At 63.0% G+C, this 17671-nt stretch carries 18 protein-coding genes and 1 riboswitch; of the genes, 12 read left to right on the forward strand and 6 right to left on the reverse strand.

Features of this window, described 5'->3' with window-relative positions:
• The 4 genes from FZI91_RS05930 (at position 1) to FZI91_RS05945 (ending at position 2684) form a co-directional block, all read left to right on the forward strand.
• The gene (locus FZI91_RS05930; RefSeq protein ID WP_155937955.1) at positions 1-798 is read left to right on the forward strand and encodes an exodeoxyribonuclease III; all 798 of its coding nucleotides are present in this window, start codon (positions 1-3) and stop codon (positions 796-798) included.
• A gap of 97 nt (positions 799-895) precedes the next feature.
• On the forward strand, positions 896-1582 hold the full coding sequence (locus tag FZI91_RS05935) for a hypothetical protein (RefSeq protein ID WP_155937956.1): 687 nt from the start codon (positions 896-898) through the stop codon (positions 1580-1582).
• On the forward strand, positions 1579-2160 hold the full coding sequence (locus FZI91_RS05940) for a hypothetical protein (protein ID WP_155937957.1): 582 nt from the start codon (positions 1579-1581) through the stop codon (positions 2158-2160). The genes FZI91_RS05935 and FZI91_RS05940 overlap by 4 nt, the downstream gene beginning before the upstream one ends.
• Positions 2157-2684: a hypothetical protein gene (locus FZI91_RS05945; protein WP_155937958.1), complete on the forward strand. Its 528-nt coding sequence runs from the start codon at positions 2157-2159 to the stop codon at positions 2682-2684. The genes FZI91_RS05940 and FZI91_RS05945 overlap by 4 nt, the downstream gene beginning before the upstream one ends.
• On the opposite strand, the gene FZI91_RS05950 is transcribed toward FZI91_RS05945, so the two are convergent.
• The gene (locus FZI91_RS05950; protein ID WP_162525379.1) at positions 2665-3930 is read right to left on the reverse strand and encodes a hypothetical protein; all 1266 of its coding nucleotides are present in this window, start codon (positions 3928-3930) and stop codon (positions 2665-2667) included. The two genes, FZI91_RS05945 and FZI91_RS05950, sit on opposite strands and share 20 nt — an antisense overlap.
• 76 nt (positions 3931-4006) lie before the next feature.
• Here FZI91_RS05950 and FZI91_RS05955 point away from each other — a divergent pair, with 76 nt between their 5' ends.
• The 3 genes from FZI91_RS05955 to FZI91_RS05965 are packed head-to-tail and all read left to right on the forward strand — an operon-like array spanning position 4007 to position 5789.
• Positions 4007-4675, forward strand: a complete 669-nt coding sequence (locus FZI91_RS05955; protein WP_155937959.1) for a hypothetical protein — start codon at positions 4007-4009, stop codon at positions 4673-4675.
• Between the two features lie 11 nt (positions 4676-4686).
• Positions 4687-5271 carry a hypothetical protein gene (locus FZI91_RS05960; RefSeq protein WP_155937960.1) on the forward strand — a complete coding sequence of 195 codons (585 nt, stop codon included), beginning with the start codon at positions 4687-4689 and terminating at the stop codon, positions 5269-5271.
• A complete protein-coding gene (locus FZI91_RS05965; protein ID WP_155937961.1) occupies positions 5268-5789 on the forward strand; it encodes a hypothetical protein in 522 nt (173 codons plus the stop codon). Before FZI91_RS05960 ends, FZI91_RS05965 begins: the two co-directional genes overlap by 4 nt.
• Here FZI91_RS05965 and FZI91_RS05970 read toward each other — a convergent pair.
• The 3 genes from FZI91_RS05970 to FZI91_RS05980 are packed head-to-tail and all read right to left on the reverse strand — an operon-like array spanning position 5776 to position 9537.
• Positions 5776-7050, reverse strand: coding sequence for a hypothetical protein (locus FZI91_RS05970; RefSeq protein ID WP_155937962.1), 1275 nt, complete (start codon positions 7048-7050; stop codon positions 5776-5778). The two genes, FZI91_RS05965 and FZI91_RS05970, sit on opposite strands and share 14 nt — an antisense overlap.
• A 4-nt stretch (positions 7051-7054) precedes the next feature.
• Positions 7055-7747, reverse strand: a complete 693-nt coding sequence (locus tag FZI91_RS05975) for a DUF5642 family protein (protein ID WP_155937963.1) — start codon at positions 7745-7747, stop codon at positions 7055-7057.
• 53 nt (positions 7748-7800) lie between these two features.
• Positions 7801-9537 (reverse strand): MFS transporter, encoded by a 1737-nt coding sequence (locus FZI91_RS05980; protein ID WP_155937964.1) that lies wholly within the window; start codon positions 9535-9537, stop codon positions 7801-7803.
• Positions 9538-9772: 235 nt separating this feature from the next.
• Positions 9773-9881, forward strand: a riboswitch (TPP riboswitch).
• Here FZI91_RS05980 and thiC point away from each other — a divergent pair.
• The 5 genes from thiC (at position 9876) to FZI91_RS06005 (ending at position 15284) form a co-directional block, all read left to right on the forward strand.
• The gene (gene thiC / locus FZI91_RS05985) at positions 9876-11516 is read left to right on the forward strand and encodes a phosphomethylpyrimidine synthase ThiC (protein ID WP_155937965.1); all 1641 of its coding nucleotides are present in this window, start codon (positions 9876-9878) and stop codon (positions 11514-11516) included. It overlaps the preceding riboswitch by 6 nt.
• Before the next feature lie 125 nt (positions 11517-11641).
• Positions 11642-12424, forward strand: coding sequence for a bifunctional hydroxymethylpyrimidine kinase/phosphomethylpyrimidine kinase (thiD, locus tag FZI91_RS05990; RefSeq protein WP_155938520.1), 783 nt, complete (start codon positions 11642-11644; stop codon positions 12422-12424).
• A gap of 86 nt (positions 12425-12510) precedes the next feature.
• Entirely contained in the window at positions 12511-13119 is a 609-nt protein-coding gene (locus FZI91_RS05995) for an alpha/beta family hydrolase (RefSeq protein WP_162525409.1), read from the forward strand.
• A gap of 99 nt (positions 13120-13218) precedes the next feature.
• The gene (locus FZI91_RS06000; RefSeq protein ID WP_155937966.1) at positions 13219-14394 is read left to right on the forward strand and encodes an NAD(P)/FAD-dependent oxidoreductase; all 1176 of its coding nucleotides are present in this window, start codon (positions 13219-13221) and stop codon (positions 14392-14394) included.
• The gene (locus tag FZI91_RS06005) at positions 14391-15284 is read left to right on the forward strand and encodes an RNA polymerase sigma-70 factor (RefSeq protein WP_162525380.1); all 894 of its coding nucleotides are present in this window, start codon (positions 14391-14393) and stop codon (positions 15282-15284) included. Before FZI91_RS06000 ends, FZI91_RS06005 begins: the two co-directional genes overlap by 4 nt.
• Here the strand turns inward: FZI91_RS06005 and FZI91_RS06010 are convergent.
• Both FZI91_RS06010 and FZI91_RS06015 read right to left on the reverse strand, forming a co-directional pair.
• Positions 15270-15902, reverse strand: a complete 633-nt coding sequence (locus tag FZI91_RS06010; RefSeq protein ID WP_155938523.1) for a TetR family transcriptional regulator — start codon at positions 15900-15902, stop codon at positions 15270-15272. The genes FZI91_RS06005 and FZI91_RS06010 overlap by 15 nt on opposite strands.
• Before the next feature lie 105 nt (positions 15903-16007).
• Entirely contained in the window at positions 16008-17537 is a 1530-nt protein-coding gene (locus tag FZI91_RS06015) for a PucR family transcriptional regulator (RefSeq protein ID WP_162525410.1), read from the reverse strand.
• Positions 17538-17671: the final 134 nt, after the last annotated feature.

Here is a 17671-nt window from a genome sequence, read left to right on the forward strand (position 1 = left end):
ATGCGATTGGCCACCTGGAATGTGAACTCGATCCGTGCCCGCGTCGACCGGGTGATCTCGTGGCTCGAACGGTCGGGTACCGATGTGCTCGCCATGCAGGAGACCAAGTGCTCCGACAAGCAGTTCCCCATGCAGGCCTTCACCGATGCCGGATACGAGGTCGCCCATGTGGGCTTCAGCCAATGGAACGGTGTGGCCATCGCCTCTCGAGTCGGTCTGGAGGATGTGACCGTCGGCTTCGAGGGCCAGCCGACGTGGGCGTCCGGAGATGCCGAGGCCGCCGTCGAGGCTAGGGCATTGGGCGCCACCTGCAATGGGGTGCGAGTGTGGAGCCTGTACGTGCCGAACGGCCGGACCCTGGAGGATCCGCACTACCAGTACAAGCTGCGCTGGCTATCCGCGCTGCGCGACGAGGCGGCCGGCTGGCTCGCCGCCGACCCCGCCCAGCAGGTGGCGCTCGTCGGCGACTGGAACATCGCCCCCACCGACGACGACATTTGGAGCGTCGAATACTTCCAGGACAGCACCCACGTTTCGGAGCCAGAGCGCGCCGCCTTCACCGCGATGAACGATGCCGGATTCGCCGACGTGGTACGGCCTTTCACTCCCGGGCCCGGGGTATACACCTACTGGGACTACACCCAGCTCAGCTTCCCGAAGAAGCGTGGGATGCGCATCGACTTCGTGCTCGGCTCATCGGAGTTCGCGAAGCGCGTGGGCGATGCCCACATCGACCGCGAGGAGCGCAAGGGCAAGGGCGCCAGCGACCACGCACCTGTCGTCGTCGATCTGGACTAGCCCGGCGAGATGAACTTCACGTACGCCCCTAGTCGGCCGACGTGTTCGTGAATGTCATCTCACCGCGAGTGCGCAACCCTGCGCTTATGCTTTGCGCATGGAGGGGGAGGAACCGGGCAATCCGACTGAACCGGAGGAGCCCGCGCAGGCGAAACGGGGACGCTTCGATCGCTTCTCGCTCAGCAGTCTGTGGCAGGTTCTGCTAGTGACGGTGCTCGGGCTGACCGCCGGCTTCGGTGGGCTGGAGACGGTGGAACCCAGAACACCCCTGGCTGTGGGCGAAACCTACGACAGCGGGCCCTTCGAGGTCACGGTGCGGGGTGCGCGCCTGGTGTGCGCCGCCACCGACCTGCCTCCCGAGCTCAAGTTTTCGGTCGAGAGTCTGCTGAAGGACACCGACATGATCGCGCTGACCGCCGACATCGTCAGCACCGAGGACCTTCCCGTGCCGTTCGATTCTGGGTTCTATCCAAAGCGTCCAGGTCAGGAATCATCCCTCACCACCTTCCAGCTGCAGAATCCGTCGTTCTTGTCATACGAGGGTGGGTATCGATACGACAGTCTTGCCGGCCAAGTCGGCATGCTCGGCCCCGGAAAGAAACTCTCGGCAATCATGCTCTGGACCGTGGCACGTGGTTCGGCAAAAGCGGGCATGCGGGCGGTATTTCGGGTGTATCAAACGGCGCAACGCGAAATGTTCATCCAGGCGACGACCACGTGGGGACGGGACGGCAACACCCCGGCGTTCGGCGAGATAGAACTCGAGCTGGGTGGCTGCGCATGAACAAACTTCAGTTGGCGCGGAGGGGACTAACCGGACTGGCCTGCGCCGCATTGCTGGCGACCGCGGTACACCTCTACGGCGGTATCCCCAGCCGCGCCAACACGTCATATCCGCTCGTTATCGAGGGCGCCGTCGGCAATCGCGTGGTGGGCAGAAGCATCGCCGTGACGGTCACGAACGTCTACAGCACCCAGACCATCGTGAATCGCCAGAGCACCTTCAAGCCTCCGAAACATATTGACACCGAGGGGCATTGGGTTGTCATCGACATGGTTTACGAATCGTTTTACCAACAATCCATGCTGCAAGTCGCGCTCGGCACGGGCTCGATCATCGCTGAGATTACGAGCCTCGGTGACTCGTCGCCCATTGCCGGAGCCGGACTGCCGATTCGTGTTACGCGCGTTTTCGATGTCCCCGCGATCCCGGACGAGATGATTCTGATCGCGGAGCACATGCAGAATCAGGAGGCCATCACGATCGGCGCACAGCTGGACTCCCAACTCCAGATCGCCATTCCGCGATCACGTGTTGTCGAACGCCCGAGCGTCGAACTCAACAACGGAGAACTCCCGTGAGAGGCCTGGGTAAGCGCGTCGTTGCGCCGGTCCTGCTGATTGTCACCGCGATCGCGGTGTATGTGCTCGTGGTCGCGTACCCACAGTGGCAGCGTCTTGAAGGCCGATCACGTCCAGTGATCGTCGTCCCATTCGGGTCGACGGTGAAAATCGACGGGGTGCTCTGGAGGCTCCGGACATACGACGTCCCCATCGACAAGTACGAGAAACCGCCCGCACACTCGTCAACGGTCTCGGTGGTATTCGATCGCAGCGCTGACGGTAAACCGGCCGCCCTCGCCCCACCTCACACAACGTGCAGGGCCGCTTTCATCGGTGATCACGGCCGATCATGGAAGTCGACACGGTCCCCGAACAAGCTGCCGTCCCCGTATCAGACGATATGCAGCACACCGGGTCCGTTTGTTGTGAGCATGTTCGTGCCCAAGGACGCCCACGTCACCGCAACCGACATCGACCTGCTGGGTGGACCCGAGACCGAGGTATCCAGCACCGTTGTGCGGTTCATGATGACGTCGCCATAGCGTCGTTGTGACGGGCGCATTCCACACAGTGCCAATACATTGCGGCCAGTAGTGCTACCCGCAGCGGTTCGATCAGCATTCCAACGGCAACTCTGAGGGCCGGACCGTACACCGCCCACCAGGTCCATTCGTGCGGACCGATCAGCCGCACTAAACCACGCCACAGGTGACCATCGGATACGAAGGTGTCGAAGTACGCCCCGGTCGGATAAAGCCACACCAGACCCATGAATGCACAGATGTAGAAGCACACCGTCAACGGACCGGCATGCAAGACAAGGCGAATGGTGTCGGCGAGCTTGTCGATCATTCCCAATAGGTTCCGAAGGAATTCGCGACCCCGGACCTGGAACACCTTGGGCGAGCGAACCAGTTGCGTTCGCAGCTTGTGGAGCGGATCTGCGCCGACGTTGGTCAGCCTGTCGAGTCCCGACTCACCCAGGAACCGTCGGCCGGCACCGACCCACGTTGCGTTCGCGCGCGTGCCAAGGATCACCCCGGCAATCGCAATCCAGGTGAGCGGCAACAGAATCGTGGGAAGAATCAGCCCACCAAACGAGCTGGCCCACTCCCAAAGTCGCGCCAGCGGACCGAGATGCGACAACATCTCGCTCTTCTGTTGGCCGTACCACGCGACGACCCGGCGACTGGACACCCAATCGGGTGAGCCAATCAGCTTCGCACCGGCAGCTGCCGCCAACAGCAAGACCCAGGTCGCCTCGAAGTAGACAGCCACGAGCTGGGTCCACGCCGGCAATTTGTCGCGGAACCGAGTGATGAGAAACCGAAGCAGGAAGGCGATCCCAATCGCCAGGTACAGCGACCGTCCGCCGAAAACCAGGTCGTTACCGCTGGCCAGTGCCTCATCGCTGAGTCTCAACATGTACTCGCGAAGATCTTCCATGATCAGCCGCCACGCGGCGAACAGCACGAAGACCGGCAAAATAATGGACAGCACCGAATCCACCGCGGCACCAAATCCGCCGCCACCCGTTGCCTGCGACTCAACATCCATGCTGGATCGCACGACCCAGAACATCGCCACATACGTCAAGAGACGCAGCAAGATAGCCAACGGCACTAACAGTTCACCCCACAGTTGGCCGACGTGGATCCCCACGTAGACCGCCAACTCCAGGGCCCCGAATCGCGCCAGCCAGCCGATAAGGTAGATGGCGATCAACCACAGGCAATTACGCCACCACAACACGGCGGTTCGTTTGAGGACATCCAGTACGCCGCTCACCCCCGCGCCACCATGGGCAGATAATAACTATTTAACGACCCATACACAGGCCGTCTCGGCCGTTTATGCTTTGCCCATGGGCGGGGACGGGGCAGCAGCAGAGGCCACCCAACAGCGTTGGCAACTGCTCGATCGGTTCTCCCTGACGCATCTGCGGCGCGCAGCCGTCATCGCAGTCCTGGTGGTGACGGCCGCGTTCGGAGGCCTGAACCAGGCCGACATCGGTACGCATATCTCCTTCGGGGCCCCCTATGAGAACGGGCCGCTCGTCATCACGCCGCGCTCTCTGCGCGCGGTGTGCGATCCATCGCAAGTTCCCCGGACCGCCGCTGCCGTGGTCAAGATCGTGAAGACAGGCCAGGTGATCGCCTTGAACGCGAGCATCGAGAACACCTCCATGCGCACCGTGCCGTTCGATGTGCCCCTTCGCAAACCCAACTATCGAAACACTCCCGACAACATCTTCGAGTTGATGAGTCCGCCGACTTCGTCAAACTACGCGGGCGTCTTCGCCGAGCAGGGGCCGCTAACCAACGCCGATGCCATCTCACCGGGCAAGAGCGCGGAGTACACCATCATCTGGACTGTGCCGAAGTCATCATCCGGCAACGAGTTTCACATCCGGATGCACAATACGGAACTGGCGACCACCAAAACTGGCGCACCTGCCTATCTTTGGCGGGTGGCGCCCGACGGCGGCTACGGCGATCTGCGGGCCAGCGCCGAGGGTTGCGACAAGAAATGACTAGGCAGAATATGATTCGCGCGCTCGGCGCGGCCTCGGCGGTCGTGATGCTGATTCTCGCCGCTGCGCTGTACACCCATATTCCCACGCGGTCCGAATCATATGGGCCGTTCCCGGTCAGCGATGTTTCGGCCAATGAATCGACTGGCCGCAATCTCGACGTCCGAGTTCTCAACGTCTATGCGGCACCGACGGTTGCCTACACATATCTGAGGAACGGAACGACGCCCGAGTCCGTAGTCGAGAACACAAAGGGCAGTTGGGTCGTCATCGATCTTGAGTATCAGGCGGTGGTAGGAACCAGTTTGCTCCGGCCATACCTGCTGATGGACGGAAATGTCCTGTCTCCCAAGGCTGCTGCTGGTTCCGAGCTCAATGCACACCCGGGATTCAGAAATCGTAAACAGGTCATCTTCGAGGCGGCAAAGTTGTCCGACTCTATGGCATTGCGTGTTGAGAACTATCACGCGGTGTCCATCGGAAGCCGCGTCGAGTATCACGCAGTGCTCGACTCTCAACTCAACATCCCAGTCCAGGTGGACGACATACAGCACAAGGACTACCTGGCCGTAACGTCTCCGGCGGTGTCAAGATGACGGCCTGGCTGCGCTCCAACTGGTTGGCACTGATCCTCATCGTCGTCGCAAGCAGCGCGCTACTTCCGATTGCCGCACGTGCCCACCGGACCGGCGCCGGCAGCGATCTGATCCCGAAAATCGTTGTTCCCTATGGAAGCTCGGCCAATCTGAATGATGTGGACTGGAGTGCGCTCCGCATAAGACCGCCGGTCACCGAGGCACTTCCCAAGGGCACACGGGTGGAAGCTATCCAGTTCGACCGTACAGCTCACGCCAAATACCAGACCGACACCACCATGCGCCAGTGTTTTTTCACGTTCTGGGACACCAGGGACCGGATGTGGGCCGAAAGCTCGTTCGATTTACCTACTTCCGTGTCCGCATGGATAAAGCGGATGCCGATGGCCAACATCTGCGTCGGAGCTGGCACCTGGGTTGCTGCCATGGTGGTGCCAGACGACGCTCAGATCAACGCCGTCAACATCACCTTCACCAACATCGAAGGAAGTCACACCGTGCGATTCATGGTGCGCTGACGCTCTGCCGCGCCCGCTCCATACAGTGCTGGTACATCGCCACCATCAAACAAAAACGCAACGGGTCCACGACCGCGCCGATCACCGCGCGGATAATGACGTCGTAGTTGATCCAAAAGAACAGATCACGCGGGCCGATGAGGGAAACCACTGCGCGCCAAACCATCCCGTCCGAGATGTTGGTATCGTAGAAGGTGTCACTTGGGAAGAGTAAGACCAGACCCATGAATGCAAGGATGTAGAAGGCAACCGTGGTGACACCCGAGTGAAGCACCAGACGAGCTGTCCCACCAAGTTTTTCCGCAACACCCAGCATGTTTCGGCCGAACTCCGTACCGCGGGACTGTAGTACACCGGGCACACGAATCCACCGGGCCCGTATCTTGCTCGTCGCCTGGGTCGACCGTTCGACGATGCGATTACTCATCGTCTCTCCCACCGCCGCCCGGCTGGCCGTAATCCAGGTGGGACTGACCGTGTTCGGGAGGACCAGCGCCGTGATGGCCAACCAGGTGAGGGGGAGCAGGATCACTGGAAGGAGCGCCAGTACATTGTCGGCCACCCACTCCTGGATGGCGCCAACAACGCCCAGGTGACTTAACGCCGCAGTCTTCTGCTCGTTGTACCAGAAGACGATCTGTCGCTCCGAAATCCATTGTGGCGTACCGAAAAGTTTCACACCCGAGGCGAAGAACAACAACGCGATCCAGGTCACCTCAAGATATGCGGCTATCAACTGCGTCCACGCCGGCAACCAATCTCGCAGTCGTGTTAGCACAAACCTCGCGATAAACGCGATGGCGATGGCCGTGTACATGCGCCAATCCGTGGTGAAGATGAACTTGTAGAGCTCGTCAGCTGACATCAACGCACCCTGCTGAGAAAACGTAGCTGCGTCGATCTTGGCGGACTGATAGCGGTCCATGTCCGCAACGGGCAGTTTCCACGCCGCGAGCAGCGCCAACACCGGAAGAACCGCAGGAGAGAGCCGATTCAGAAACGCCCGCGGGCCGCTCGCGTCGCCGGAGCCGCGCAGGTCCTCCCCATTGAGCACCCAGATCATCAACACACAGGTGCAGACCCGCACAAAGACCGCCACGGGAACCAACAGGTCGCCCCAGAATCCGCCGACATGCACGCTGACCACGATCGCCAGCTGCAAGGCGCCGTACCCCAACAGCCAGCCGACAAGGTAGATGGCGACTAGCCACGGCCACCGCCGCCACCACAGTGCCGCCGTGCGTTTCAGGATGTCCAGCACGGGCCTAGCCCCTGACCGCCTTGACGGCCTTCACCAACAGCGCCTGCAGCGCACTGACATCGGAGTAGCCCACACCCTGCACCTTCAGCCCATGGTGGTCATCGAGATCGATCTCGTACATGATCTGTTCGAAGGAGACCCCTGGACCGGAAGTAAGCGGTTTGATCACCGATCGCGTGCCATGCACTTTCAGCCCGTCGATATCGGGTGTCTCGATAGTCTCGACAGTGCCCTCCACCTTGTCCGGGATGACCATCGTGGAGTTCTCGCAGCCCTCCTTGTAGAAAGACTCCAAGGACACGGGCGTGGGGGATTCCGTCGCGATCACGTTGATCATCTTCGGCAGCGGCAGGCCCGGTGCCACGGCCTCGGTTGTGACACCATTTATCGTTTCCATGGTGGCGCCTACCATCATAGGGATGCGGCCCATCATCGATTCCGCGCATTCCGGCGGATCGAATGTCGCGGCGTCCATGCCACCGTTCATCTGATCAAGCTTGTCCTTGGTCAGCACCGAGCGCGGCAACCGCTGCACCGTGAAGCCTGGGGGAAATTGGTCCTGCAGCTTGCCGACGGCAGCGATGTCGACGGGTCGCGCCGGGCTGGGTGGCGGCGCATCATCGCCGCCCTTCGAACATGACACCACTAGTGCACCAACCGCGATGGCCACAACTATCCACGCTCTTCCGCGATCCATCTAGCGCCCCCCTCTTTCTGGCAAACCTTTTGCCAGAAAGATTCAAGCACGAGTCATTGGTCTTCGTGCACATATCTGCCGCCGGCGCCGAGTGAGGCCAGCGCACCGACCGCCATCATCACTGCCGCGGCGACGAAGACGACCACCAAACCCGCATGGAACGGCTCGGTGATGAGGGTCGGGAAGAAGGTCTGTCCCGTCAGCTCCGCCGCATTGACCCCCGGACGCTCGAGAACTCCTGACGGAGCAAGCAATTCACCGATCGGGTTGAAGCCGAGGAACGCCGCGAACAAGCTCCCCACCGGGGGCAGGCCGGACACCTCGGCGGCCGTCGACGCCGGGACGCCCTGCCCGGTCAATCCCGATTGCATCGCCGCGGGCATAGTGCCCGAGAGGCCAACGATCATGAGGGAGAAGAAGATCCCGATGGATAGCGAGCTGCCGGCGTTGAAGAAGGTGCCGCGCACACCGGAGGCCGCACCGCGCTGGTGAGCCGGCACGCTCGACATGATGGCCGCGGTATTGGGCGCGGTGAAGATCGCCGATCCCAGCCCGTTCAGGAAGATCAGCGCCGCGAACACCCAGTAGTTGAAATTTACTGGGATCGCGATGAGCGCCAAGAACGTCACCGCCGAGAGCACCATGCCACCCGTGGCGAATGGCCGGGCACCGTACTTGTCCGACAGCACGCCGGCGATCGGTCCGGCCAGCAAGAAGCCAATTGTCATGGGAAGCAGAAAAATTCCCGCCCACAGTGGCGTCGACTCATAGCTGTATCCGCGCAGCGGCAGCCAGATGCCCTGCAGCCAGATGATGAGTATGAACTGCAGCCCGCCCCGGCCCACCGAGGCCAGTAGGTTGGCCAGGTTCCCCAGCCCGAAGGCCCGGTTCTTGAACAGCCGGATATCGAGCATGGGGTCGGCGATTCGCGACTCGATGACGCAGAACAGCACCAGTAGCGCGACACCGACGATCAGCGATCCATAGACCAGCGGGTTGCCCCAGCCGGTGCTCGAATTGCCATACGGCTGAATGCCGTACGTGATTCCCGTGAGCAGCACGGTCAGCCCCAGCGCCACCGTCACGGTGCCCGCCCAGTCCAGCTTGCCGGGCACCGGCTCATCAATCTCGACAAGCGACCGATACGACCAGACGGTGCCCAGCAGCCCCAACGGCACCCCCACCCAGAAGATGGCGTGCCAGTCCCATTCGGACAGCACGCCGCCGATGAGCAGCCCTAGGAACGATCCGGCCACCGCCGCGACCTGGTTGATGCCCAGCGCGAGACCGCGCTGGGTGGAGGGGAAGGCATCGGTGAGGATGGCCGACGAATTGGCCATCAGCATGGCGCCGCCAACCCCCTGCACCACCCGCCACGCGATGATCCACACCGCGCCCCCGCCGTAGTGGAAGGGGTCAAAGGACAGCACCACTGCCGAGACGGTGAAGACGACGAAGCCCAGGTTGTAGATCTTGACGCGCCCGTACATATCGCCGAGCCGGCCGAACAGCACCACAAGCACCGCCGAGGCAAGTAGGTAGCCCATAAGCATCCACAGCAGATAGCTCACATTCCCGGCGGCGAGCGGATTGAGGCCGATACCCCGGAAGATGGCCGGCAGCGAGATCAGCACGATGGACGAATTGACGGTCGCCAGCAGCACGCCCAGCGTGGTGTTCGACAGCGCAACCCATTTGTAGCGCGGATGGTCGCGATCCACCCGCACCCGACGCCGCGCGGTCTCGAGATCCGCGGAGGTCTCGTCGGTCCGTGTAATCAAGTCAGTCATCGTCACCCTTGCTGCGCGCTTCTCCCCGACGCGGGCAGCTCCGACCGGCCGTCTGTGGATACCACCGTGTGTAAGTTTAGCAAGAGAAACTATATTCCGGAGAACTTTCGAGCTCCGAGGCCGGGAGTGGCGCCAGCGCGGGAAATCCGTGGAAATCTCGCGATCACGTCACACTCGGCACGGCGGGCCGGGGTAGCGTGGCCACTGGTCCGCCTCCATGGCGGGCTCAAGCCCAAAAAACACACGCGGGAGCGCACACCAGCGCGCTGAGAGGACGGCTAGGGCCGTCGACCGTACGAACCTGACCGGGTAATGCCGGCGTAGGGAGGAAGAAACAAATGTCGACTCAATCGCTCCGTTCTCAGGCCCCGGAGACCGTCACCACCGGCCCCATCCAGGGCAGCGAGAAGATCTACCACGAGCTACCCAACGGCCTGCGCGTTCCGCAGCGCCGGGTCAACCTCACCAACGGCGAGCACCTCGACCTGTACGACACCTCCGGTCCGTACACCGATACCCATGCCGTCATCGATCTGCAGAAGGGGCTCCCCCACCGCCCGGGAATCATCACCGACCGTGGCACGCAGCTGCAGCGTGCACGCAACGGCGAGATCACCGCGGAGATGGAGTTCATCGCCGTCCGCGAGGGTGTGCCCGCCGAACTGGTGCGTACCGAAGTCGCGCTGGGCCGCGCGGTGATCCCCGCCAATCACAAGCACCCGGAGAGCGAGCCGATGATCATCGGCAAGGCCTTCGGCGTGAAAATCAATGCGAATATTGGCAATTCGGCCGTCACCTCCTCAATCGCCGAGGAAGTCGAAAAGATGGTGTGGGCCATCCGCTGGGGTGCCGACAACATCATGGACCTGTCCACCGGTAAGGATATCCACCAGACCCGCGAGTGGATCCTGCGCAACTCCCCCGTCCCCGTCGGCACCGTACCGATCTACCAGGCGCTGGAGAAGACCAATGGCGACCCGGCCGCACTGACGTGGGAGCTGTACCGGGACACCGTAATTGAGCAGGCCGAGCAGGGTGTCGACTACATGACGGTGCATGCCGGCGTGCTGCTGCGCTACGTGCCGTTAACCGCCAAGCGGGTCACCGGCATTGTGTCGCGCGGTGGCTCGATCATGGCGGCATGGTGCCTGGCGCATCACCGGGAGTCATTCCTGTACACCCACTTCGAGGAGCTGTGCGAGATCCTCGCGCGTTACGACGTCACCTTCTCCCTGGGTGACGGCCTGCGTCCCGGGTCGATTGCCGACGCTAATGACGAGGCGCAGTTCGCGGAGCTGCGCACTCTGGGCGAGCTGACGAAGATCGCGAAATCCCATGGCGTGCAGGTGATGATCGAAGGCCCTGGTCACGTGCCGATGCACAAGATCGTCGAGAACGTGAAGCTCGAGGAAGAGCTCTGCGAGGAGGCTCCGTTCTATACCCTCGGACCACTGGCCACCGATATTGCCCCGGCGTATGACCACATCACCTCGGCTATCGGCGCGGCGATCATCGCGCAGGCCGGCACCGCGATGCTGTGCTACGTCACCCCCAAGGAGCACCTTGGGCTGCCGGACCGCAAGGACGTCAAGGACGGCGTGATCGCCTACAAGATCGCGGCGCATGCGGCCGATCTGGCCAAGGGGCATCCTCGCGCCCAGCTACGCGATAACGCATTGTCAAAGGCGCGCTTCGAGTTCCGATGGGACGACCAGTTCAACCTGTCACTGGACCCGGACACCGCACGTGAGTTCCACGATGAAACCCTGCCCGCCGAGCCTGCCAAGACGGCGCACTTCTGCTCGATGTGCGGCCCGAAGTTCTGCTCCATGCGGATCACCGCCGACATCAGGGAGTTCGCCGCCGCTAACGGGCTGGAGACGCAGGAGGACATCGACGCGATGCTGGCGCGCGGTATGGAGGAGAAGTCCGCCGAGTTCGCCGAGCACGGTAATCGGGTGTACCTGCCGATCTCATGAATGAGCCTTCGCCGAGTGTGAGCGCCAGTGCGGCAATTCCGCCGAGTGTGAGCACTGGTGCGCACACTCGACGCGAGGGCACCTTCCTCCCCATCCCGGAGCCGGGTACCACCCCGGTGCGGGCAATGACCATCGCCGGATCAGACTCTGGCGGCGGGGCGGGTATTCAGGCCGATATGCGCACCATGGCACTGCTCGGCGTGCATGGTTGCGTGGCGGTCACGGCAGTGACCGTGCAGAATTCATTGGGCGTCAAGGGTTTTCACGAAATCCCTCCGCACGTCGTGGCGGCACAGATGGAGGTGGTGATCACCGATATCGGCATCCAGGCCGCCAAGACAGGGATGCTGGCGTCAGCTCCGATCATCGAGGCCATCAGTGAATGTTGGCGGAACGTAGCTCCGAGTGTCCCGTTGGTCGTAGACCCCGTGTGTGCGTCCATGCACGGCGACCCGCTGCTGCACCCGAGTGCGCTAGATGCCCTACGCACCCAACTGTTTCCCTTGGCTACGTTGGTGACACCCAATCTGGACGAGGTGCGACTGCTGGTGGACATCGACGTTGTCGACGAGGAGTCGCAACGCGAAGCGGCGCGCAAGCTGCACGCCCTCGGCCCGCAATGGGCCCTGGTGAAGGGCGGGCACCTGCGTTCCAGTGACACCAGCACCGACCTGCTCTTCGACGGCACCGAGTTTCACTACTTCCCCGTCGAACGCGTGCACACCGGACACGATCACGGCGCCGGAGACACACTCGCGGCATCCATCAGTTGCGCCTTGGCACACGGACTCTCCGTCACCGAGGCGGTCACCTTCGGAAAGCTGTGGATTACTGAATGCCTCAAGGCCGCCTATCCACTGGGCCATGGACATGGTCCGGTATCGGCGTTGTTTAGGTTGTACGAGTGAGCACCGATGAGCCGCGTGCGCGAAGCGGATCAAGCACCGATGAGCCGCGTGCGCGAAGAGGATCAAGCACCGAGGAGCTTCCGGATATCGCCGGGATAGCCCACCACCCCGATGGGCACCCACGCGGTGCCGTCGTGCTCACCCACGGCGCCGGCGGCAGCTGTCACTCCCCCATGCTGCGCCTGCTGTGCACGGCGTGGGCCGAACGTGGTTGGTTGGCGATACGTTTCGATATGCCGTTCCGGCGTAACCGGCCCAGCGGCCCGCCGTCGGCCTCGTCGGCCGACAAGGACCGAGCCGGCATCGCCGAGGTGATCAATCAGGCCCGGACCATGGTGGACGGTCCGCTATTGGCGGGTGGTCATTCGTACGGCGGGCGGCAGACCTCGATGCTCGTCGCGGAAAAGGGGCCGATCGTCGACGTCCTCACGCTGTTTTCCTACCCGCTGCATCCGCCGGGCAAGCCCGACCGGCTGCGCACCGAACATCTACCGGGCATCCAGGTTCCAACGGTCTTTACCCACGGCACCTCGGATGCATTCGGCACCATCACAGAGATCAAAGAGGCGTCGACGCTAATCCCGGGCGGGACGACCATCGTGGAGATCACTGGTGCGCGACATGACCTGGGGTCCAAGACAATCGATGTACCTAGAGCCGCCATTGATGCGGCGTTAGCAGCGTTAAGGAACTAGCCGAATATGTGACGTGCGCCACAATTCGCGATCTGATGTCACAGATGCGGCGTCGGCGGGATCTCAAGGGCATCAAACCCCGAGCGAATGGAGCCCGAAATGACTGACCAGCGTCCGCACGTTGTCGTTCTCGGCGGTGGTTATGCCGGAACCATGGCGGCCAACCGACTACAGCAGAACCCCGACATCGACATCACCCTCGTCAACCCGCGCGAGGAGTTCGTCCATCGCCTGCGGCTGCACCAGCTCGCGGCCGGAACCGGCGTCGCCACCGCTGAGTACAACACGGTGCTCGGAGACAGGCTGCGTCTCGTCGTCGACGCCGCCGCTCGCATCGACGCGCCGGCACGGATAGTCCGGATGGAGTCCGGAGACATCCTGGACTACGACTACCTCGTCTATGCGGTCGGCAGCACAGATTCGGTACCGGCCGACGTATCCGGCGCCGCCGAATTCGCCTACTTTCTTTCGGAATTCGAGTCGGCACAACGCCTACGCCTGGCCCTTGAAAACTCCGATCCTGAGGCGCCGATCACCGTAGTTGGTGCCGGCCTGACCGGGATCGAGATGGCCTCCGAACTGGCCGAACGTGGCCGACGCGTCACGCTGGTGTGTGGGCGACGTTTGGCGCCCACGTTCGGGGCGCCCGCGCGGCGGTCGATCGCGAAATGGTTCGCCCGCCATCATGTCGAGGTGCTGGAGATGGCGGTGGTCGCGGGGGTGCGACCCGACGCTGTGGTGCTGACCGACGGTGCGGTGCTGCCCAGCGCGATCACCATCTGGGCAGGCGGGTTCGGGGTACCGGGACTCGCTGCTCGCAGTGGGCTGCGTACCGATGCCAATGGGCGGCTGCGCACCGATGAAACCCTGACCAGCATTGACGACGACCGAATCTTCGGCGCCGGTGATGCCGTGACCACGTCGAGCGTGCCGACACGCATGAGCTGCTACACCGCGAATACCACAGGGGCCGGAGTCGCCGACACGGTGCTGAGCCGTCTCGTGGGTACCGCGCCCACCGCATTCCGTCTCGCGTATGTCGGACAATGCTTAAGCCTGGGTCGACGTGGCGCGGTCCTGCAGTTCACCCGAAAGGATGACAGTGCGGTCGGCTTCCACACCCGCGGCCGGCTGACAGCCTCGTTCAAGGAATTCGTACTCAAGGGCATACCGTGGGGCCTGCGCCGCGAGGGCAACAAGCCCGGCGCAACCATCTGGCGCAAGGGCGATGCCTGGTCCGCACAGGCCCAGCCGGAGGAGGCCACGACCTCGTGACAATGCCCGACGAGCACGCGGAGCGATTCACCCTGCTGCGACCGCTACTGTTCACGATCGCCTACGAAATCCTGGGCTCGGCAACAGAATCCGATGACGTACTGCAGGACGGCTACCTGCGGTGGGCACAAGTCGATCTGACGACGGTGCGGGACACCAAGTCATATTTGGCGCAGCTGGTGACGCGTCAGGCACTGAAAGCACTGCGCGCCAGTGCCCGTCGGCGTGAGGACTACATTGGCCCCTGGTTACCCGAACCGCTACTCATCGACAATCGCGACGGCTCTACCGACGTCGTCCTCGCCGAGTCCGTGTCAATGGCCATGCTGGTGCTGCTCGAAACGCTGACACCGGACGAGCGTGCGGTGTTTGTACTGCGGGAGGTATTCGGGTTCGACTACGACGAAATCGCCGGGGCGGTAAGCAAATCCACTACCGCAGTGCGTCAAGTGGCGCACCGGGCGCGCGAGCACGTGCAGGCGCGGCGCAAGCGGTTCGAACCCGTCGACGCCAAAGAAAGCACGAGGATCGCTGAGCAGTTCCTCGCGGCCACCGAGACCGGAGATGTCAAAGGGCTCATGGCGCTACTGGCTCCGGATGCCACCTGGATCGCCGACGGCAACGGACGGGTCGGTGCCGCGCGCCGCCCGCTCACCGGGGCCGGGAAACTCGCCCGCATCTTCGCCGGACCATTCCGAAAGGGCATGGCGGACAGGCGGACCGAGGTGATCATCGCCAATGCCGCGCCGGCCATCGCGGTGTATTTCGGCGACACGCTAGAGGTCGTCATCACCATCGAAATCGACGGCGGCAAGATCACCCGCTTCTACGCCGTCGCCAACCCGGACAAGCTTGTCACCGCAGCGACGGCGCGGTCAGTCAGCCGCTGACGAATGGCGCGTCGAGCCCCAATCGCTCGTCAACAGCCGCGATGCCCGGCGCAGGTCGGCCTCAGCCTGCGCCACGGTGAGACCACCGTTGAGGCACACCTGCAGGCAGCCGAACCACTGGTGCACCAATAGCCTGATGACGGCCTCATCCTCGTCGGTCGGATCGGTGAGACCGGCAACCTCCGAGATGAGCTCGTGGAATCGCTTCTCGATCTGCATCAGGTCGGGGACCTCGGCCAGCGAGGCCGAGTTCGAGGACCGAATCATCGCGATCGCCAGCATGCGGCGACGCGTCAGCCCACGTAGTGCGCGCACCAACGCCTCGGCCACCCAATCCGCGGGCGCCCGCTCCCCCTCGGGAAGCGGCGGGATACGGCCGACAAGTCGTTCCGACTCCCGAACGAGGGCGGAGACGAACAGATGACGCTTTGTCGGGAAGTACCGGTACAACGTGCCGATGGCAACGTTGGCGTGCTTGGCGACGTCGTGCATCTGGACATGATCGAGCTCGCGCGTCATCGCGAGTTCTTCGGCCGCATCGAGCATGCGCTTGTACTGCTCGTGCTGGCGCCTGGTCGACGGCATGGCGGCGGGCCGCACCGGTAAGGCTTCAACCATGGCGCTCACGATCTTTTCACCTGCATAAATAACCCCGAAACTGGAACCTGTTCTAAATAACGTAGCACCACTGTGGGCCGGTGTGACGTGAATTGGCAGAGCTGATCAGTTCCCGACGGTGGGCGTACCCGCCAGCATTGCCAACAACAGCTCGGCACGCACGCGTGCGATATCAAGGTCGCAGGCCAACAGCGACTGTGTGGTTTCTATACGTTTCCGCAGCGTATGGCGGTGCACACCCACAGCGGTCGCCGCCGATTCCCAATGACCGTTGGCCTCCAGATAGGCCCGCAGGGACGCCATCAGATCCGTGCCATGACTCGCGTCGTGCTCCGCGACGGGGGCCAACGTCGCGTTGGCGACGGCGACCAACACCTCGCGGCTGGCACCGAAGGACAGCAGTGCGCTGCCCGCGAGTGAGGTGAACTCCAGTGGTGTGCCGCCGCGTTCAGCGACCGACGCGGCGAGCTTCGCGTTCTGCGCCGCGTCGACGAGCCGCCCCACCGGGTGGGCTCCGCTCAACCCGACCCGCAGGGCCTTGCGGGTACGCCCGTCGACCTCGGCGAACAGCTGCCGGGCAGAGTCGGCCGTCTCCGACCCCCGCAGCACCACCGTCAGCTGACACTCGGCGATGTGCGCGAAGACCGCGTACCCAGCAGACTCCATGGCCCCGGTGAGGACGGCCTGCACCCGCCGCAACGTCGCCGCAGATCCCGATGCGAGATCCATGTCCACCGCGAGCACCCGAATCTTCCCGCGCCCGTCGGCGGCCTGGCCGAGCTGTGCCCACACCGAATCCAAGTTCCGTTCGTCGCCGAGTAGCAGCCCCAGCGCCTGCCCATTCAACTGGCGCTGCGCTTCCTGCAGCCGTGACGGCTTGTCGAAGTCCAAGGCCAACAAGGAATTTGCGTGACCCAGGAGGACCTGGTCTACAAAGGTCAACGGGGCCTTACTGACGACAGCCAACACGCCGTACGACGTCCCGCCCACACCGATGGTCTGTAGCGAAACAGCGACTCCCGGCTCCAGCAGTTGTACGCCCGCCGATGCGCCCGGACTCAACGCGCCCCGCACCAGATTTACCGTCGCAACATCCAGATTGCGCGGATGACTCGCGACGACCGTGCCGCCGGAGTCCAGAACCACCACACTCGCGCGCAGTGACCGTCCCAATTCGGCGGTAACCGCCTGCACACCACCGTTGACGATCGCCCGGGTGATTCTGGGCTGGGCCCGGGAGGCACGCAGGACCGCGTCGTACTCCAGTTCGGCGATCCGGCTGCTCACTGCCTTGACCACGGCGGCGAACGGGGCGCGCAGAGGCACCTCCAGCAGCGGCATGCCGAGCTCGTCGGCGACCGCTATCAACTCCGGCGGCACCTCGTCAAAAGTCAGTCCGGTGCCGAACCCCAGTGCGGCAACGCCATTTTCGTCGAGCACACGCAGGTAGTTCTGCCGCCCCCGGACACTCGCGGGTAACCCAATTCCGGTGGTGAGCACCAACTCTCCGCCGGATAACCATTGCGCAGGGTCGGCGAGTTCGGTGGTGAGGGCCAGATTGATCTCACGCCCCAGTCCTGCCGCACCGCCCTTTAAGGTCAGTTTCAGATCCGGCTGGTCCAACACCCAGCGCACCGGAACAGTCATCTCACGGGACTGTACAGAATGGCGAAAAACACCGCGAAGATTCCCGAAATTGTCGGATGATCATGTACGTGTCCTAGCGCACACTGATTTTCTGGGCGCTCAAGTGCCCAGCTCTAGGTGCT

This window comes from Mycobacteroides sp. CBMA 271 (genome assembly GCF_009729205.1).
Taxonomy (GTDB): domain Bacteria; phylum Actinomycetota; class Actinomycetes; order Mycobacteriales; family Mycobacteriaceae; genus Mycobacterium.